The following is a 19,215-nucleotide window of genomic DNA, read 5'->3' as shown; positions in this document are numbered from 1 at the left end:
CCTTATCAACGGGCAGGCAGTGTGCCGGCACCGGTGTTATTTAATCAGAACCCGTGTACTCGGACTGGCAGCACCCAAGGCAACCGGGAAAGATTTTTTCCTCTTTCAATTGCTGTCGAAACTGTTTGGCCTTTTCTCCATACCACGGCAGTTCCCCGCCGTTATCATGGATCGATCCCAGAGGAACATGGGGACAACTGAAGGCATCTCCATAGGCTGAAACAGCAACCTTGGTCCAGGGGATCAGACAGCGATAATCCTGGTAAGAACTTTTGTTCGAGTAATACCGAACAATTTCGCTTGTCGTGATGTAGTTCGGTGAAAACCGTAAACGGGTTGCCACTTGTTTGGATTTATCTTCCAGTTGATCCAGGACATCCCGAAGTAACTTGGGTGCGATTTCTTCCACTTGCGGTGCCGGATTTCGGAGTTGGTCTGCATCGTCATAGCCTTCGTGATGGTTGTAGGTCGCTGGGTTTTTTACCGCAAAATTCATGACCTCAACACCGAGTCCGCTGACATATTCATACAATGGCACCAGGTCCTGCACATTATCTTTTCCAATCACACAGGTAACGTGGATGAGTGGAAATTTGTTTTTCCCGCGCGCTTTAATTAACCGCTCCAGTCCTTCTCTCGTTTTTCTGAACGAACCCGGAACCTGGGTGATCTTGTCATGCAATGCTTCGTGTCCTTCAAGGGAAACCCCAAGGTAGAACATTCCCGGTTTCCACCAACGCTTCACCCGATTGGACACCAGAAATTCCACCGTGCTTTCACCAAGCGTGGTGCCGTTGGTGATGACATGCACCTTGTGCCGTTGCGTTGCGTGTTTCAGGATTTCCAGAAATTCCGCTTTCATAAAAGCTTCCCCACCTGTGAAGGTGATGAGACTGAAACCGGGAAGCCGGTCAATGGCCTGTTTGACCTGGTCCGTTGAAAGCTCCTGCTGATATTTCCGATTGTTTTCCGTATCCTCAATGATCTCCAGGTAATGACACATGTCGCAACGCAGGTTGCAGCGATAAGTCACTTCGAAAAACGCATGCGCAGGCGGAAGAGCATAACGGGTCGCCAGGTGTTGCGGAAAAAATGAATACAGGCGCGGAAGCCATTTTTGTAGATTCTTGAAAGTCATCATGAGGCGGTCAACACCTCCTCTTTTTCAGAACACTTCCCTGTCAAAATTTCAAGACTGCGTGGCCCCTCATTGAACAGTAGGTCTACTATCGATAGGTGACTGTAAAATTCCGGATGCAGTTGCCTGTATTCCGGATGGTCGTAGTTCTGGTAGTTGAGGGAAATATTCTGGTTTTTGAATTCCTCCGCATCCAGATAATCTTTTGCGAGATCGCCGGTGAGGTATTCATCTGCATTCATTACTTTACAGATTGAAAGAATTTTGTCAGCCTTTTGACCCTCAATATCCAATTCGGAAGAACGGTACGTGATCGGTTGCAGGCCCAGCAGTTTGTTTGCTACTGCCAACAGCTCAAGGCATAAATCCACGAGCATGGCCGACTCTTTTTTATAAACGTTTTCCAACTCAGGAAACACGAGATCGAAGTAGGGCGCCCGTGCGTAATTATGGCGAAGAGCCTGCAGGTGTTTTGCCCGCCAGTCTGTTGAGTGATCGATACGGGTTTCGAGGAGGGATTGATCAAACTTGCCGCGTGTCTGGACCGGCACGGTGAGCCACATCCAGCCCGAAGGCGTGCGGATTCGGTTTCGGTTGCGCCAGTCTCTCCGCGTGTACTGAACGTCGTCCAGAAAAACAAACGCGTCCGTTCGGGCTATTTGATCAAAATAGCCGAGCCAGGGAATAAACGAAGGCTGAAGAATGGCGATCTGCATTGATTTAATCTGACCGGTTGCGAACCAGCTCGTGTTTGGGTTTCCACGCGTCTTTCATCCAGAGGAAACGTTCCCACCAACTCCGGTTATCACGGTAGAATTCAACGGTGCGCGCCAGCCCGTCTTTCAGGTTTACAGTATGCTTCCAGTCTAACAGAGCCTGCGCCTTTGCCGTCGAAGAAATGTGCCGCGTCACCTGCCCGGGTCTGTCTGATGTAAATTCTATTCGATCACTCGGCTTGTTGGTCAACTCCAGAACCAGCCGTGCAATATCTAGAACAGAAGTATCGCTACCTGTACCGAGGTTGATGGTTTGTCCGGAAACCGTGTCAATAGGTGCGTGCATGACAGCATCCAGCCCCCGGCAGGTATCTTCAACAAACATCCAGTCACGCGAAGCTTCTCCCATGCCGTGAACTGTTAAAGGCTGATCGAGCAAGGCGCTGACAATAAAATTCGGGACGGCTTTTTCCAGGTGCTGACACGGACCGTAATTGTTAAAGGGTCGAATGATGACAGCCGGAATGTCGTAGGTTTGTCTGTAGGCATAGACCAACCGGTCCGCTCCTGCTTTAGCCGCAGCGTAAGGGGTCATAGGATTGAGCGGATGGTTTTCATCCATCGGCTCGGTCAATGCCGTTCCATAAACTTCCGAGGTTGAGATATGAATAAACCGTTCCACCGGATACTTTGCAATTGCATCGGCAATGACATGGGTACCGATGACATCCGTCTCGAAAAAAATGGAATTGTCGTAAATGGATTTCGCGACGTGTGACTCGGCAGCAAAGTGGATCACCACATCGGACCGTTGTACCAGTTTTTGCACCAGCTCAGATTGCGTTATGTTGCCCTGAAAAAATTCAAACTGCCCACTATGCTTCAGCGATTCTGGAATGTTGTCCAGATTGCCGGCATAGGTCAGTGCATCCAGAAGGAGAATTTGATATTCGGGATATCGCTGGTGAAGGTGGCGGAGGAAATTGCTTCCGATAAACCCGGCACCGCCGGTGACAAGAACAGTTTTCATAAAAAAACTTCCTCGGGTGATGGGACGGATGTAGCGCTTGATTCCTTTTCGGAAATTTGAAGAAAATCCTTTAGAAAAAAGGTTTTAGGCTGGAAAAGGGACCCTTTAAAAAGGGCTCTAACGACCAGGAGCGGGGGATGAAAAAAGAAGGAATAAGCTGGATGAGCATATTGTGAGCTCAATCCAACAAAAGACCGCGAGCCGTCTGGCTTGCTATAAGATTGAGGGGGGATCTGCTAACCCCTTATATCAAAGGAGTTTCATCAAATCCGCGACGGTTTTTTCAATGCCCTGGGCCACCTCGCCGATGGATTGGCCCAGCATATAGGCCGGATTGCTGACAATCTTGTTTTCGGCATCGACCACGGTTTCGGTGACTGCGGCATTCTGGTGACGACTGCCCATCGCTTCAATTTTTCCACTGGTTCCTTCATCATTTCCAATGGTGAGGACCGGATGGGCATCCGTTCCCTCATAAATCTTTGCCATTAAAGTGGGTGCGATGCACATGGCAGCCTGCGGTTTCTGCTTGTCCTTGAACTCCCTTACCAGGCGCAGGACTTCGGGGTGCACGTTACAGTTTTCACCGTTCACTGCAAAATCGCAGAGGTTCTTGGCCGCGCCAAACCCACCGGGAAATATCAGGGCGTCAATGTCTTCTGCCTTGACGGTGGCAATGTCTTTGATATCACCCCGGGCGATCCGTGATGCTTCCACCAGCACATTGCGCTTTTCATCCATTTCATCACCAGTCATGTGGTTAATCACATGTAGCTGATCAACATTGGGTGCCATGCACACAGCTTCGGCACCGGCCCGGTCAATCGCAAGAAGCGTCAAGACCGATTCATGGATTTCGGCTCCGTCATAAACACCACAACCCGACAGCACCACGCCAATCTTCTTTTTCATCGCCTTGTCTCCGCTGGAATCATTGTTCTTTGGAACATTTTAAACCCTGTGATTTTACCATATTTTCGGGAGGCTCTTGCCTTATCAAAGCCGGAACCACAACCAGATTCAGAGCAGAAGGCCCCCCGGAAAGCTTTAATTCTTTGGCTTTACATCCAGAAGCTCTACCTCAAAAACCAGGACAGAATTGGCCGGGATCTTCGGCAACGCCCGTGCGCCATAGCCCAGGTCCGGTGGCAGGAAAAACTTGAACTTCGCCCCTTTACTCATAAGCTGCAAGCCTTCCGTCCAACCCGGGATCACCTGGTTGAGTGGAAACTCCGTTGGTTGTCCACGCTCAACAGAACTGTCGAAAGTGGTGCCATCAATCAATGTTCCAACATAATGAACCTTAACGGTATCAACCGCTTTGGGGAAGTTTTTACCATCGCCTTTGGTGATCACTTCATATTGCAAACCGGATTTGGTTGTCGTCACCCCTTTTTTGCCACCATTCTCTTTCAAAAAAGCATCGCCCGCAGACTTGGCCTCCTTGGCCTCCTCAGCCTGTTTCTTGGCCATCACTTCCTGGATCATTTTCTGATAAGCCATCAACTGTTTCTGGACTTCCTCCTGGGTCATGCTGCTTTTATTATTTATCCCGTCAGTGAAACCCTTTTCCACCAGAGCCTTGTCCAGTTTGATTTCCTCCATGCGTTCGATATCCTTGGCCATCCGCTCCCCCTGCATGGCCCCAATGGCGTAACTGGCTTTTTGTAAATCGGTCTTCATTTCCGGTACCGACCTGGTTTCAGCCTTGGCTTCTGCCGCATTGGCGGGTTTCGCCTGTGCCAGTTTTTCATCAGAAGATTGATTACAAGCAGCCAGGAAACTTAAAACCACAACAATTGCCATTAGTTTTTTCACGGATATTCCCCTAATGTATTTATAATAAGAATAAAACGATCCAACAAAGATTTTAAGCGGAGCCAGCGGGCTTTGCCTTGAGGGTCGTTGTTTGGAACGACACCCGGAAACACATTATCACAAATAGGCCATCATCCGAAAACATCCAAATTGCAGTAAAATTATGACCTTTCCAGAAACCATTTCAAAATCCGCAACTTTAGACCCGAAATGACCCCTGAAAACCCGGTTGCTGCAAGCATCCGTCACTCCATAGAAAAAAACGGCTTTCCTGACAAGGCGGTCAAACTGCCGTTTCGTCCCGTTTATGCCAGTTGCAAGCAACACGGCACGCCACTGGCGGAAGTCCTCACTCAACTAGGGGAAGAAGGAATTATCGGCACCCTGACGGGCGACCATATTCTGTTTCAAACTCCTGAGCTTGCGGCGGAAAGTGCACGTATCAAGCAAACGAAACCCGAGGAAACCGATCCTGAGCCCATTGCCCCTCCTTCTGAAAACCCTGCACCTGACCCGGCAGGATTCACGGGAAATCTTGAAGACCTGACGAAGCTTGCTGGAAATACCATGAGCCAGCTTTCCCCGGAACAGCTAAAAAGCCTTAAGGATAGTTTTGATAACATGAGCCCGGAAGAAAAAATGAAACTCATGCAGTTTTACAGTAACCTGTTCTCCAATCCCGATAAGAAATGAACCCTTAAGGGAGTCTGCAACGATGAAAGTAAAAGAACTGATGAGTCCCAAGGTTTACACCATTGGACCCGAGGATACTCTGGACCGGGTTGTAGTGATGTTCCATTTCAACGCGATCCGTCATTTACCTGTTGTAGAAAAGGGCAAGGTCATCGGTATGGTCAGCGACCGCGACGTAAAAAAAATACTGGGCCCTAAAAAAGCCACCAAACGCAATGAAGCCGGAAAAGAAATTATTGAAGTTCCAAATCGTCTGGTCCGCAATATCATGAACCGCAAACTGACCACCATAGGCCCGGAAGACAAAGCGTCGGATGCAGCAGGAATCATGGCCAAACATAAAATAGGGTGTCTGCCGGTAGTTAAACGTGATCGCTTGCAGGGCATCATTACCTCAACCGACATCCTGCGCGCCTTTGTCAAACTTGCAGAAAAAGTTCAGAAACTGGAAAAACTCATGGGAACTTCATGACGCTCCCTGAAATGCATTAGTCAATTGCTCCTGGCTTTTCAGATAAACAAACCTGATTTTATTTAAGGATTCACACGCAACCATGCTCATTTTTGCAAAAGACATTAGAAAACGTGACCACGTCCATGCGAGGGAAGAATTTGACCCAAAGCTTCGTGAATACATGGAGTACCAGAGAAAACTGTTTCCATACACCATTATCCGGGGGGGTCTCGACTTTGCCTACAAGGAACTGGACGATATCCTCCGATACGTGGACAACGACCATCAACCCCCTCCGGATGTTTCCCGGCAGGACTTTCCGGCTGATGTTTCACAATGGTTTAACCAGCGCTTTCCCTGGACCGCAGCCTTCATGACTATGGAGGACATGCACGGTTTATTGGTGCGACTCATCGGGGCGATGGATTCTTTCAGGACACTCGAGAAACTCACAGCCTGGCATCTCGCCGTCCTATATGATACGACCCACAATATCGTAGAAATTTATAATGGCGCGTTAAAGGACGGCCTCGAAATTTCCCGCGACATCCATCTCAGTGTTGGTGTCCCGGTAGCGTTTGAAGACTTCATCAACAATCACTGGCCGCACCTTGAATTCATGCTGCTTTCAAAACCGGATTATTCTCATACCAAACTCCTTGAACGAAACTTTGTCATAGAAGACTACGTAAAAGCTCAGATGGGCGACGGACTTCATCCACTGGAAGTCCTGAAAATGGCGGATGAAAAGTTCCAATTCAACAGAGGAACCCTGGAATTACTTCGGCGTGATGAAATCACTCCTGAACTTGCAGAACTTGAAACATTAAAAATTGAAGATGATCCATTCGACGCTCTATACCTCCCTCAAAATGGAAACGAATTATCTGTCGTCGATTCGGATTACGAAAGAAATTATCGTGATGCCGGGTCTTTTTTGAATCAATCAAATTAAGGGGTTACTTCCAGGGGAGGATGGCTTTATAATATTGACATAATTATTGAATTCAGCGTGATTAGCCCCTTTCAATTCTTTTTAGGATTATCTGGCATGGACCAGCGCACCGTCGTGCATCAGACCATAAATATGTGCCGGTTTTGTACCAAAGAATTTCCCTCGTGCGAAGCAAATCCTGTCCGGTCGGGAGAATTAAAATTACCTTCAGAGTCAATTGACTCTGATCGATCCGTTGTCGCCTGCGATCGCTACGAAAGTCCTGTTGAAGTTTTAAAGACCAGATTCCACGACTGATTGTTCTTTCCTCCCCTCTCTTTTCCAACACTTCTGAACAGCCTCCCTGAATCCATTACCTGGCTTTTTCGATTCAATCAAATGTGCTAAAGTTTTGCTTTTCATATTTTCAGTCCCAACCCATTCCTTTTCATGACTCAATCCAAAATTTCATCAGACAAATCTGCCTTCCGCTTGCAGGGAACTGACGGTATTCGGCGTGAAGTCGCTTTACAATCCAGGTTTCCTAAACTTTCTCCACAACAGGTATTTCTTAAAAAAGGAATCATCACTGAAGAGTTCATGGAACGATATGTTTATGCCCATGTACGTCTGACGTTAAAAAACAAATTGCATGGAAAAGAGAAAGCCTTTGTGATCGGGTGGGACCCGCGTGACCCAAAAGGCCACTACACCGATGCCGTTATACGAGGCATCCGCAAAGCAGGGGCCGAGGCCTGGGTCATTGGAACCGCTCCAACACCGCTTGTGCCGATGTTCATGCAATTGAAAAATGCCGCAGGTGGGTTCATGGTCACGGCCTCCCACAATCCAAAGGATCAGAACGGGATCAAGATTTTCCTGGCTTATCGCGGATTGAAACTGTTGCCGGAAAACGATGTCGCCCTGACCCATGCGGTTCTGAAACAGGGATCACTAAAATCCACAAAAGTAAAAGGCGGAAAATCGGACTTGGGCAAAGAAGCTCTGAGGTTTTTTGAAGAGTTTCATTTATCTCCATTAAATTCCTGGGCCGACGAACAATCCTTTTCCAAAATTATTTTAGTGGTCGATCCAGCGCGAGGCTCCCTGGCAAAAATCGCGGCGAATGTTTTCAAAAAAATCGGATTCAAAGCAGTCCATGAGGTCAACGCGAAACAGGATGGTGACGTCAACCATTTGTCGGGTGTTGCGGATCTTGAAGGGGTTCCATTAATATCCGCCGACATGATCGATAAGGGTGGCAAGTTTTCACGTCATAAAGCCCCGTTAACGTTATTTGAACTGGGACGCAAATATCGTGACAAAATCAAAAAGGGTTCACTGCGCGTATCGGCGGCGGTGTTCGATGCCGATGGTGATCGGTTCTATCGTATGGATTATGATCCTTTCAACGACCGCATTCTGGTTTTGAGTGGGGATGAAACGGCGTATTTACAGGCCAGGTTTCTCATTAAAAAATTTCCAGACAGACATCTGGCGGACTCGTACATCCATACAGTAGAGAGTGACCTCAATACAGGAGTTGCTGCAGAGGCACTAGGGCTGCAACGGGATTTATCTCCTGTTGGAGATAAATGGATTCTTTGGAAAATTGTTTTAATGAGCAGTTTGAACAGAATCAAAATCCTCACCCATCAAGCAAAATACCAGGGCACCCAAAAAGACCTGAAGGAAATAAAATCCGTATCAAAAAAATGGAAGCTGGCCAGTAAAAAAAATTCCATGGATATTCAAACCCTGACCTCTCTCGACATGGATCTCGATAAAATGGAAGAACGATTGCCCCCACTGGGTCCGGAGTTCGAGATGGAACACGGTATTCCGCTAGCTGTCGGCAGTGAAGAAACCGGTCACAACATCACAACGGGTTATATTGAAAAACAGCCGGGTGACTATTCACCGGTGCATTGCGGTAACGGTCTCAAGAGCGCACTCAACACGTTTGCCGCGACGGAATATCTTTTCAAAACCACTTCTGCTAAGAGTTACTTTGCTCAATTGGGAAAACCGTTCACTCCTGGATTCAAAGGGACTTTCTACGCTTACTATATTGACCAACCGGCTTTTTATAAGGATTCAGGCGTCTGGAAAAAAATAAAAAACCTGCTCAGTCGATATGCCAAAGAAAATGGCTACACCGTGAAACACCGTGTCTTCCCTGCCGACCCGGACATGCTGTATCTGGCGTTGACCTACGGAGAAAAGAGAAGACCTGCCGCCATTTTTGTTCGTAATTCAGGCACCGAAAACAAAATCAGTGTGAACCTGCGCGGTGCCCGTGGCGACAAAAAGTTTCTTTGTCAGGCAGGAGAAGAGGGGGTTCGGCTACTCATGCGGGAAATGAAAGATCCTGAACACCCTCTTTTTAAGGTCGAGCAATCTTTACTCCAAAAATTGAAATCGTCGCTGCTCCCGGAAAACAAGGCGGGGACAGATCCCGCGCCCCGCGTGTTGATGGAGATGGGCAAACAGGGATTTACTACACACTCACAGAACGGGTATCAACTGACCCCGCGTGGAACGTGGTATCTTAAACAATCAAAGTATTAACAAACTTGTATTGGACAAACCTGCGGGGAGTTTCGTGTGATAGATATTTCTGAACTATTTCCACACCTGAAGGATTTTCGTCATCAATCAATTTTCGAAGGTGTATCTGCTCCCTGGGATGTGCTGAAGAAACTGGCACCCTATCTAAAAGAGCAACTCCACCAAATTGGCAACGGTGCAGACCAGCTTGAATCCCACGACGGGCTGACCATCACCGACGGAACACAGGGTTCGGACCCTGGTTTTATCGTGAAGGAGTGGATCTCTCTGGATTCACCCACCTTTTTCCCAAAGCTTGGAATATATTTAGGCGCTGGAACGAAACTGGAACCTTCTGCCATTGTTAAGGGACCCTGCATCATCGGCGATCGATGTGATGTCCGGCAGGGAGCCTACCTCCGTGGCAGTGTGATTGCAGGCGACCGTTGCACACTGGGACACGCGACTGAAATCAAAAACAGCATCCTGATGAACCACACCGAGGTCGGACATTTCAATTACATTGGCGACAGCGTTCTCGGCAGTTTCGTCAATCTTGGGGCCGGGACCAAACTGGCCAACCTCCAGTTTCGAACGGATGAGGAAAAGTTGAAGGAGATCTTTCCTCCAATCCATATGCCAGCCGATAAGGGAGAAATCGAAACGGGATTGAATAAACTGGGCTCCATAATTGGAGACCACTCGGAACTAGGCTGCAATGCCGTGCTCAGTCCGGGTGTGGTATTGGGCGCACATAACTGGGTGTATCCAAACTTTACCCTGCCCAAAGGGATCTACCCTCCGCGGCAGATTTTCCTGCCACGTGACATCAAACCGCGCAATAAAAATCGGTAACCCCTCTACGACCACTTTGGGTTAATATAGGTTAAATTTTCTGGTATAAAACAAATCGAATTGCGAGGGTGGCGGAATTGGCAGACGCGCTGGATTTAGGATCCAGTGGGCAACCGTGGGGGTTCGAGTCCCCCCTCTCGCACTCCTTGCGGAGAGCAACGTACAACCTTTTCGCAAAACAACTGGATTTTTAAAACACCAACTCCCTCGCACCACCTGGCGGTGGAGCCAATGGGCAACTTTTGCCGCCGGACCACCGCGACACTACTACCCGCGATTTGGCGGAATTGGTGAAAAAAAAACTCTAACAAAAACAGGCCAATACAAAAGCACCCGATATTATTTGAAGATCAAAAAATAAACCATTCGCGGCAGTGCGGGTGGTATTACAAATATCATTTGTATAGTTAGTGTATTGAATGTTCTAAAGTAAGATCATCGTTCCTTTAATTTTTTGAGATTTATCAATTTCATTGATTATTATTTTTGTTATTCCTAGGAAATTCTTTGCGGTTCCCGAGACTTTCTCTGCAAATACTTGAACATCTTCTGGTACAAGGTTTTCCCGTGGGAGGATTGTCTCTTCAATATTATCATTAAACAAATCATACAAGCTGTGGGACAAATAATTCCTCTGCATTTTTAAATCTGCGAAATGCATTTCGCCATTTTTGGACAAGTGCTTATTCTTTTTCAAAATATTCACAAGGTTCCCGAGAGTTGCTTTGTTTTCTGGGATATCATGTCCCTGGTTAATTAAAAAGATTCTTAATGTAGATTCAAGCTTGCTAGCCGCCAACATTACTTGCCCGAGTGAATTACAAAATTCTTTATTCTGGTATAGGAGTTCAAAGAACTCCTTTTTGGTAGGAAAATTCATAAATTAATTTCTCTTAGCTTCTTGAGTCAGGAACATGGGGAGCACGTCGAATATATCGAACTCCCTCCCTTTCAAAAACAATATCAGAAACGGGTTCTAAATTAGAACGCCAGAATTCAGGATTCATTTGGTCCTTCATCATTTGGGACATTGATTCCGAAAATTTACTTTGAATAGCCTTTTCTATCAAATCCGAATATTTCCAGGTCTTTGTTTCCCCGATAAAATGGCATCGAGTAATACAAAAAATAAAGGAATCAAATTCGCCTTGGTGATATTCCACCGTAACGCAATAAACGAAATCAATTTGGGAGGAATCTTTTAATGCGCATTTTTTTACCAAGTATTCAAAATTGTCCGAAGTTAAATATTTATATCCATTATTGATTATAAGTAATATGCCTTTGCTTTGAGTGAGGTTCATATCCTCTCGCGTACAACGGATTTGTTTTGAGGCCTTTTTAACTGCTTTCTGGATAGGTTTGGCGATGAGTTTTTCCGCCTCATGACTGATTTCTTCTGGAATAGAGTCAAAATCAATATTTACTTCAGTCGCATTTTTACTTAAATGGCAAAACAAACTTGCTAAGTTATCTTGGCGATAAGCCTTTTCAAGCCCTTCCTCTTCCAAAATTTTAAGTTCTATGATTGAACCCTCGGCAATAAAATCTGCATTTGCACGTCCCTCAATTTGTTCCTTAATATCCAAATACCTTTTCCATCCAAGGGAAATGGCGATTCCCTCAATAAAAGATTCCGAAATTCTGGGTATTGAAAACATCGGCTGGTTCATATTACAAAAATGGAAAAGAGGGGCAAATTAGGAGGCTCTTACCTACAAACTTGGAAGAAAAAAAATTGTCTTTCGCTAAAAAGAAAAGAATCTTTAAATCAACCAAGGCAAGGTATCTAATTTATTTTTCTTTTGGAGCGTTTAGTTAAGTCGATTCCAATAACAACAATTTGTTCAATATTGTTGAAATTGGTGGATATTTTCTCCCAATGTTTCTCAAGCGCTTCTATTAGTTCAGAAAAACCAGCTCTAGAATTTCCATTTGGAATCTTCCAAGAAGTTTTCTTACCACGGTAAACTAACAAGAAAATTCCTCGGCTGGATCGAATGTCACGCAAATAATCTCCGCATAATTGATTTTCCAATCGTTCAAAAATTTCTGGCCCGGTCCAGTTGTCAGCCAATTTTAATTCTACGGGAACGGGGGCATCAAGCCCTGAACCATGGAATCGAAGGTCAGGTTTTTTTCCATCGGCAAGCTCTTCTTCCTGAGGTATTGAGTATTTCCCGACAGCTTTTTCTCTGCACCAATTTCCGATGTATTTTCTAACTTCTTTCTCTTCTCTTATTTTATCTAGGATTGCAGAATTGCTACTGTCACCTTCCTCAAGATCGTCTTGTAAATCCCATAGCCTATGGCAAGCTAATTCAAATAACTCTCTGTGATTTGTGGGTGTGAATTCCAAGGTTTGTTTAAATTCACAAAATTTATTGGCAGACAAAGGCAGATGGTCTGCATCTATTTCTGCGCGCTCCTTAGCGCTATGCATGATCCAAGTTCGATAGGATTCAACTGGGTGGTTCTTTGATAGGTCAACTAAAGCCAGGAATGATTCCTTGCCGGGTATTTGTTTTAATATTGAAAACAATCTATCTCTTGCATCTTGGGCGTTATCTCTCAATTCGGGGGAATAAGCTTCCCCTCCAGTTCTGTCAATGTCATCTTCAACTTTGATATATGCATGCATGAGTAGATAGAGTTTTTTAATATCTTTGGGGTTTTTAAATCCCTCCCTTGCATTTGACCTGCTTCCTCTATCCCCAATCAAATTGACAATCACCTTCATGGCAAGAAGATTGGCCGCAGTTTTATCTTCAAAGCCTTCTAAGCAACTTGACAATTTTTCTAGCGCAGGATTTGGGTCTACTCCTATCCAAACAGCAAACCAAGGCCCTAGGTGATCTGTAGCATCAAGTGATTTACATTTTTCTGAGGCCAGGTCAGCCAGTTCTTTATCTGAAATGGTTGCGCTACTCTGCACAATATTTAATAAATGGTCTAAATTTCGTAGGTTATTTGGTTCATTTTGCAGTTTCTTTAATAAATCTGGGGCTATATCATTCCATACCCATTGGCCACTCGAACTAATGTCGCTGAGTATGTAGTGCTTCTCATGTTCCGGGTCTTCGGCGCCCAACTCCCATTCAATTTCCTTTAATATGCATGAACGGACTATATTCTGATGTTCTTCATAGAGCCGTGGAAACCAGTTGGGAAAACCATTTAACTCACTAAAAGCATATCTACAGGCCAATTTGGTTTCTTCCTCATTAAGACTTTTTGGCCAATCTTTATTTTCATTTGATTCAATTTTTAACCCAGTCAAACCAAATATCACCCTAAATGGGGTACTGTTATTTTCCTCCTTTTCAGAACGAAGGGAAGGCTTATAATTTCTCCAAAAACTTACAACCCCATCTCGGAAGGCCTGAGCGATCTCCTCGCCAAATTTATCAATTAATATTGGCCAGTTCCCCGAAGTCCAAAACATGGAGTTATCACTTTTTTCCCGCATTTCCTCATGTAAATAATATTGAGCAGTGGAAATTGTTCCTTTCTTGGACAATGTTTTATCGCGTAGGTTTTCGGTGTTATCCTTTAACCAGGCCAACCATTTTTGATGATATTTTTGATTTTTTGCTTCTCTCCCTCTATCCTGCCGTTTCCACCGAGCTTCTTCCTTCTTGTATTCTTTATATTCATCTGATTGGACAGAGTTTAATAATTCGTCCAATTTTCCTTTTAAAACATCCTCATTAGCGACAACCTTTTTTAGTTTCTCACGCCAGCTTCTAGGGCGGTTGTTTTCCTTGTAAATTTGAAAAGCCAAAGATAAAGCAACAAGCCTATCATCAAGCTCATCACGTTTGGAAATATCTGACTTTATTCGCTCAAAGTCATCTCTATCAAAACTCCAATACCTTCCAAACAAGGATACTTGACAAACATCCGTTAGCTTTTTATCTTTTTTAGTGTGAAGGGATTTTCTTGTTTCCTCAACATTCTTCCAAAATAAAGCATGGTTCAATTCATCCCATTCGCGAATTAATTTAGAAATATCCTCCGAAATAGATTTAGATTCAAAAGGTACAAAATCTTTGAAAGCTGGCAACTTTATCAGGATAGTCAAGCAGTCAGAATTAAATGAGGCAGGGTTGCGGTCCAAAACCAACCTTTCAATTGTTTGTACAGTTGAACTCATTAACCAGCCAAACCGCTCCGAAATTTCACAGTATCTACGCTCAATTAGAGGCTGTTGATTTATCAATTTGGCTGAAAAGCTAATAAATTGGGGTAATAAATCAGAATCAAGGCGTTTAGAAAAATTTATTAAAGCTTGGCTTAAACCATCAGCGCTATACTTTTTTTTATCTTTTACCTTTTCCAAAGCTTCAAAAACTAATTCCATAGATTCCTCTGAGGCATCCAGACGATCTACGATTTCAGACAGCAACCTTCGGTCAAGTGGTCCATTCTCCGAAATAAAGGAAGTTAGAACTTCTTTGAATTCTTGCTCGTTCCCAATTTCTTTCAAGGCGCGAATTGCGGCAATGCGGGTGTATTTTTCCGTCTGACTGTTCAAAGCAAACCTTTTGGTTTTTGAAAGAGCCTCCTTAATGCGCCCTTGCCAGACCATACGCAGTAAAAATGAAGTAATCTCGGAGTTGTCTTTATATTCTTCGAGTAAGGATTTAATATCATCCGCTATATCAGGGTTGGCAAAGCGTTGCACAGCCGAATAGTCTGTGACCGAATGGCTGGAAGCATGCGAGGCGATTTTTTTGCAGACCGAATTTAATATTTCTCTCCTTATTTCATGAGGTAATCTGCTAGGGTCACCGCCTTCAAAAATAATTTCAGGTTCGATACGACAAACCTTTTGCCTTATTTTTTTATCGAACAGAATTAACCAAGGTAGAATTGGTCTCAGGGAAGGCCTTACAACCTCCATTCCATATTGTTCCCAAAAAAACAAACCTTCAACATTTCTTCGGAAAGCTTCCTTTTTAAGCAGGTCGAATATCCATTCTGCTGTTAAGAATTCCCTGACAGATCGATGATGGAACCGAACGGAACCATATATGGCTTCATCAAATATGGGGCGGCCCAAAAGAGTGAGACATTCTTTGTCATCCCAGTCTGATAGTATTGATTTAGTACAAATTCCATGAGGATTACCACTGCCATCAGGCACCCTAATATTAAACTCATGGATTAATGTTGTAGCCGCCGCAATCAGTTTTACCCCTTCACGGGCTTTTGCATTAGATATAGGTTTTGAGTCGGCTCTATCTTGGTCGCGCTCACTTAATCTGCGCTCAATACTGTTTTGCATTAGTTCTAAGCGTGTACCGATCCTTTTGTTGTCCGTCCAAAACTCTATAAGTTCTTCCAAGTCCTGAGGGCGTGTTGTATAAGCCCAGGCATCGTGCCTTTCAATATCATCCATAAATTTAGAAGTATCATTTATGCCCTTTCCTTGGATGAAGGCTTCAATTTGACTCTTTGATAAATCGGTTAATGAATAAACCTTAAAAGCACCGCTTTCTCCTTTTGATTCTGCTTCATATTGTTTGTTTTCTGGAGCAAGAATTTCATTTTCCGTGGTAAGCTCTTTTTCATGATCTACCTCGTTTTTTTCCTTTTTTGTTGGGCCTGTAAATGGGAGCAACTTTTCACATAGAGCTAAATCGGTTTTTGGTCTCCATGCATTTACTCTTCCAGTAATAATAAGGTTTACTCTTTGCAAGGCGGGAGATAAGTGACCAGAAAGGAATTTTATTGCCCTTTCAAAATCCTTGGGGTCTTTTAGTCGCGCCTCATCGACTGAATCTAAAAGTAGCCAGCCTTCGTCGTTGGAATCCAACCATTTCTGGAAATCTTCATAGCTTCCCTCTTCAAATGAATTCTCTAAGCCAATTGATATATTTTCCAATCGAATAAAAAATGCGGGCTTCCCCTGGGAACGAAGTTTTAATGTGGTGAGTCGTATTTCCTCTGTCTTTCCTGCTCCTGCCTCGGCAAGCAAAATAATCCTATGCTCTTTTAGTAACTCATCCCAGCTTAGAGCCGTTCCAATTCTCAGCCCCAACCCTTCCCTAATATCAAGATCGTCCGTATCCGCAGAATGCGCATAGTCTGACGACAACTGAAAAAAAGTACGGTTTAGTTCAATATGGTTGTTCTGAATCAATTTCATCAGTAGCAATTCCAGTTGTTATTTTTAAAAAATCTAGTCTATCCCGAAACCTTTTCGTTATTGAGACATGTTTTAAATTTGCTATTTAATTACCATCAAGTCTTCACTTTAAAGCGCAAACCTACATATTTTGGAGGGAGGGGATCAGGCCAAGCAGCTTATTGCCTATATAATGCAGGTTGGGCTGAACAAGCTCGTCAGGCTCTAGGATTGTTCAAAGGCACCATAAATTAATAAGATCGAAATTTAAAAAGTCAAGGTATAGCGAATAAAATTCCAAGGTAATTATGAACGGCGATGATCGTGAGAGAGGTATTTTTCCTTCCTTGACCTGTCCTGGTTGGAAACCCTGTCTGCCATTCCCATATACCGGCTGATGTCCTGACGTAGTTCGAATAGCTCCATATTGTGTTCCTTGAAACCGTGGCGGATAAGTTCTTGAAGCTTTCGCCGTTCCTTGAATTGGCGTTCCTGGAGGGTCTGCATTTCCTGCTGATCTCGAACCCGGCATTTCTCGGTTTCACGCTCGTTTAAGCGGCGGATTTTCTGGTATCGTCCGGTAAGGCGGAACCAGATGGCTTTCAATCCTCTGGGCAGTCGTTTTGATCGTTCTATGGTTTCCTGGTTCCAGCGTTCCTCCTGTTTTTGCCTCAAAAGGGAACGGTATTTTCTGTGATGGTCCCGCATGGCTCGTCTGGTTTTGAGTAGGGGTTCTTTTTTCTTCTCTATCTTCTGGTGAACTTCCTTGATATGGAGTTCCAGGATTTGGGTCATGTTTTTGGCGATTTCGGTTTTGACCTGTTCTGTGCCGGGGAGTTTTTTGGGATCGCCCAGCCCGTTTTTTTAGTTCCTTTGCTTTAACGCCCACCCAGCGGCTAAAAGAGAACACTTCTCCCCGGTAATCGACGGCGACAAATCCGCGCCGATCGCCTCGGGACAGATAGAAACCGCGTTCCTTTAAAGCATGGGTAAACGCCTTGCCGCTATCAGATACGGCCCAGCACTCCTCCGCGGAGGGCGATCGGGCTGAACGTTTTGCAGCATGGCCATTCACTGTTGGGAGCATTACGGAGTTTGAAAATTGAGCCGTGTGCCAACACTCCTGAAATCCTGTTGCCACTCGGCCAGTGTAAAGTTTCGTGGATCACGTTTCTTACTATCCATTAACCCGCGTGGAGCCAACGGACAACTTTTGCCGCCGGACCACCGCGGCTCCCAAAACACCACTTCCTGGCTTCTTGTCGGTACCATCATTTTATTGTCTATTTCGGCCCTTCCCCATAGCCTCTAAGCCGCCTTTGGGTTAATATGGTGTTCTCGAGAAATCGGCCCCGGGAACAGGGCGCCCGATCTTCCTCCCAGGAATAAAAAAACACCCCTTTTGAAAATAAAAGGACCCGAACCCATTGCTTTTACCCTGTACCGGTTTTATTTAAGGAAAACAGAACAACATCCCGGATAACTGCGCCTGTTTCTGCAGGTTTCTTAATACCCCGAAATTTTCTGAGAGTTTATGAACATTGACATTGAAACCATCGATTCCTGTAACCGAAAACTGAAGCTGGAAATTCCCCTTAAAAACTACAAAGATGCGCTAAAAATCTATTACAAAAAGCTGGGCAATGAAGTCAACGTTCCGGGTTTCCGCAAGGGCAAGGTCCCACAGGCCATGCTGGAAAAGCGCTTTGGCCCGGAGGTTAAAAAAGAGGTTCTCACACAGCTGGTCTCAGACAGCATTGCCGAAGCTATTGAAGAAAAGGGGCTAAAGGCAATAGGGGAGCCGCGCAGTCTCAATATAGAAGCGGAAGAGGGGACGGACATCACCGTTACAGCCGACCTTGAAATCGTGCCGGAATTTGAAATTCAGGACTTCTCAAAAATCGATATCACTCTGAAAATCCCCAAAGTCACTGAAGAAGATATCGACAAGGTGATCGAGGTTTACCGTGAACGAAATGCGAAATCGATCCCTATCATGGACCGGGGTGTGGAAACCGGTGATCTGGTTAAAATCGATTTTGAAGGCAGTCGGGACGGAAAACCTGTCCCGGGAAGTGCCGCGCAGGATTATGTGATCCAGATCGGCTCCAAAAACCTCATCGAGGGATTCGATGAAAAGCTCATGGGGGCTCAGGTGGGTGAGGTACTCGAGTTCAGCCTCAAACTGCCAGACGAGCATCCGAATACCATGCTGGCTGGAACGGATATGGATTTCCGCGTTAACCTGAAAGGAATCCAGATCAAAGAGCCTCCTGAAATTGATGACGAATTTGCCAAAAAATCTGATCCTTCCAAAAATTACCAGAATGTCGCGGAAATGCGGGCTGGTATTCGAAAGGGTCTGGAAGAGTTCGAGAAAGAACAGGCCCAGAAAAAATGCAGGGTAGATTTAGCAGCACAACTGGGTGCCCTCCACCCCATTGATATTCCTGAACGCCTGGTAAGCGAGCAGATCGGGTTCATGGTCAAAAGAGAACGGGAGAAAGATGCTCCTCAAGGCGGGTCCGGGACCGGACAGGAAGTTGGCAACGATGAGGTGCCCGTTACCCCGCAGGATGAAAAGAAGCATCGGGAGGATGCTGTCAAGCTATTGCAGCAGGAACTGGTTATAGGAAAACTGGCGGAAAACTGGAATCTGGATGTAACCAATAGCGAATTAGATCAGGAAATACAAGGGTTTCTAACCGTTATGGGAGGTGGCGACCTGCAAAAAACAAAGCAGGAGTGGGCCCAAAGCGGGGCGCTTCTCAGGCTCCATACCCGGCTTCGCAGGGAAAAAACCCTGGATGCCTTGTTCGATAAGATCAATGTAAAAGAGGAAATGGTTGACAGGGAATCTGTGAAAGCCGATAATGACAATGTGTGAAACCCTT

The 19,215-nt window shown here is 45.1% G+C and carries 17 protein-coding genes and 1 tRNA gene; 8 read left to right on the top strand and 10 right to left on the bottom strand.

The window, feature by feature from the left end; genetic code table 11:
• Positions 1-40 precede the first annotated feature (40 nt).
• From G3M70_06375 to G3M70_06355, 5 genes are all read right to left on the bottom strand, one after another.
• Positions 41-1,138 (bottom strand): radical SAM protein, encoded by a 1,098-nt coding sequence (locus G3M70_06375; protein ID QPJ63728.1) that lies wholly within the window; start codon positions 1,136-1,138, stop codon positions 41-43.
• Positions 1,138-1,854 carry a WbqC family protein gene (locus G3M70_06370; protein QPJ61532.1) on the bottom strand — a complete coding sequence of 239 codons (717 nt, stop codon included), beginning with the start codon at positions 1,852-1,854 and terminating at the stop codon, positions 1,138-1,140. Before G3M70_06370 ends, G3M70_06375 begins: the two co-directional genes overlap by 1 nt.
• A 4-nt stretch (positions 1,855-1,858) precedes the next feature.
• A complete protein-coding gene (locus tag G3M70_06365) occupies positions 1,859-2,884 on the bottom strand; it encodes an NAD-dependent epimerase/dehydratase family protein (protein QPJ61531.1) in 1,026 nt (341 codons plus the stop codon).
• A gap of 249 nt (positions 2,885-3,133) precedes the next feature.
• Positions 3,134-3,796: an isoprenoid biosynthesis glyoxalase ElbB gene (gene elbB / locus G3M70_06360; GenBank protein QPJ61530.1), complete on the bottom strand. Its 663-nt coding sequence runs from the start codon at positions 3,794-3,796 to the stop codon at positions 3,134-3,136.
• 135 nt (positions 3,797-3,931) lie between these two features.
• Entirely contained in the window at positions 3,932-4,690 is a 759-nt protein-coding gene (locus G3M70_06355) for an FKBP-type peptidyl-prolyl cis-trans isomerase (GenBank protein QPJ63727.1), read from the bottom strand.
• Positions 4,691-4,912: 222 nt separating this feature from the next.
• Here G3M70_06355 and G3M70_06350 point away from each other — a divergent pair, with 222 nt between their 5' ends.
• The 7 genes from G3M70_06350 to G3M70_06320 all read left to right on the top strand — a co-directional run bounded on the left by G3M70_06350 (position 4,913) and on the right by G3M70_06320 (position 10,330).
• Positions 4,913-5,395 carry a hypothetical protein gene (locus G3M70_06350; protein QPJ61529.1) on the top strand — a complete coding sequence of 161 codons (483 nt, stop codon included), beginning with the start codon at positions 4,913-4,915 and terminating at the stop codon, positions 5,393-5,395.
• Between the two features lie 22 nt (positions 5,396-5,417).
• Positions 5,418-5,867, top strand: coding sequence for a CBS domain-containing protein (locus tag G3M70_06345; protein ID QPJ61528.1), 450 nt, complete (start codon positions 5,418-5,420; stop codon positions 5,865-5,867).
• Positions 5,868-5,949: 82 nt separating this feature from the next.
• The gene (locus G3M70_06340) at positions 5,950-6,804 is read left to right on the top strand and encodes a hypothetical protein (protein QPJ61527.1); all 855 of its coding nucleotides are present in this window, start codon (positions 5,950-5,952) and stop codon (positions 6,802-6,804) included.
• A 96-nt stretch (positions 6,805-6,900) separates the two neighbouring features.
• The gene (locus tag G3M70_06335) at positions 6,901-7,101 is read left to right on the top strand and encodes a hypothetical protein (protein ID QPJ61526.1); all 201 of its coding nucleotides are present in this window, start codon (positions 6,901-6,903) and stop codon (positions 7,099-7,101) included.
• 132 nt (positions 7,102-7,233) lie between these two features.
• Positions 7,234-9,354, top strand: a complete 2,121-nt coding sequence (locus G3M70_06330; protein ID QPJ61525.1) for a hypothetical protein — start codon at positions 7,234-7,236, stop codon at positions 9,352-9,354.
• A 36-nt stretch (positions 9,355-9,390) separates the two neighbouring features.
• Positions 9,391-10,188 (top strand): UDP-N-acetylglucosamine diphosphorylase, encoded by a 798-nt coding sequence (locus G3M70_06325; protein QPJ61524.1) that lies wholly within the window; start codon positions 9,391-9,393, stop codon positions 10,186-10,188.
• A gap of 62 nt (positions 10,189-10,250) precedes the next feature.
• A tRNA-Leu gene (locus tag G3M70_06320) sits at positions 10,251-10,330 on the top strand.
• Between the two features lie 282 nt (positions 10,331-10,612).
• Here G3M70_06320 and G3M70_06315 read toward each other — a convergent pair.
• The 5 genes from G3M70_06315 to G3M70_06295 form a co-directional block, all read right to left on the bottom strand.
• Positions 10,613-11,068 carry a hypothetical protein gene (locus G3M70_06315; protein ID QPJ61523.1) on the bottom strand — a complete coding sequence of 152 codons (456 nt, stop codon included), beginning with the start codon at positions 11,066-11,068 and terminating at the stop codon, positions 10,613-10,615.
• A 13-nt stretch (positions 11,069-11,081) separates the two neighbouring features.
• A complete protein-coding gene (locus G3M70_06310; protein ID QPJ61522.1) occupies positions 11,082-11,861 on the bottom strand; it encodes a hypothetical protein in 780 nt (259 codons plus the stop codon).
• A gap of 116 nt (positions 11,862-11,977) precedes the next feature.
• Positions 11,978-16,342, bottom strand: coding sequence for a hypothetical protein (locus G3M70_06305; protein QPJ61521.1), 4,365 nt, complete (start codon positions 16,340-16,342; stop codon positions 11,978-11,980).
• A gap of 285 nt (positions 16,343-16,627) precedes the next feature.
• Positions 16,628-17,116 carry a hypothetical protein gene (locus tag G3M70_06300; protein QPJ61520.1) on the bottom strand — a complete coding sequence of 163 codons (489 nt, stop codon included), beginning with the start codon at positions 17,114-17,116 and terminating at the stop codon, positions 16,628-16,630.
• A 291-nt stretch (positions 17,117-17,407) separates the two neighbouring features.
• Positions 17,408-17,596 (bottom strand): hypothetical protein, encoded by a 189-nt coding sequence (locus tag G3M70_06295; protein QPJ61519.1) that lies wholly within the window; start codon positions 17,594-17,596, stop codon positions 17,408-17,410.
• Positions 17,597-17,855: 259 nt separating this feature from the next.
• On the opposite strand from G3M70_06295, the gene tig reads away from it, so the two are divergent.
• On the top strand, positions 17,856-19,208 hold the full coding sequence (gene tig, locus G3M70_06290; protein QPJ61518.1) for a trigger factor: 1,353 nt from the start codon (positions 17,856-17,858) through the stop codon (positions 19,206-19,208).
• The last annotated feature ends 7 nt before the right edge of the window (positions 19,209-19,215 follow it).

Source organism: Candidatus Nitronauta litoralis (assembly GCA_015698285.1).
Classification (GTDB): Bacteria; Nitrospinota; Nitrospinia; order Nitrospinales; family Nitrospinaceae; genus Nitronauta; species Nitronauta litoralis.
This window is presented reverse-complemented; position numbering and strand designations above follow the sequence as displayed.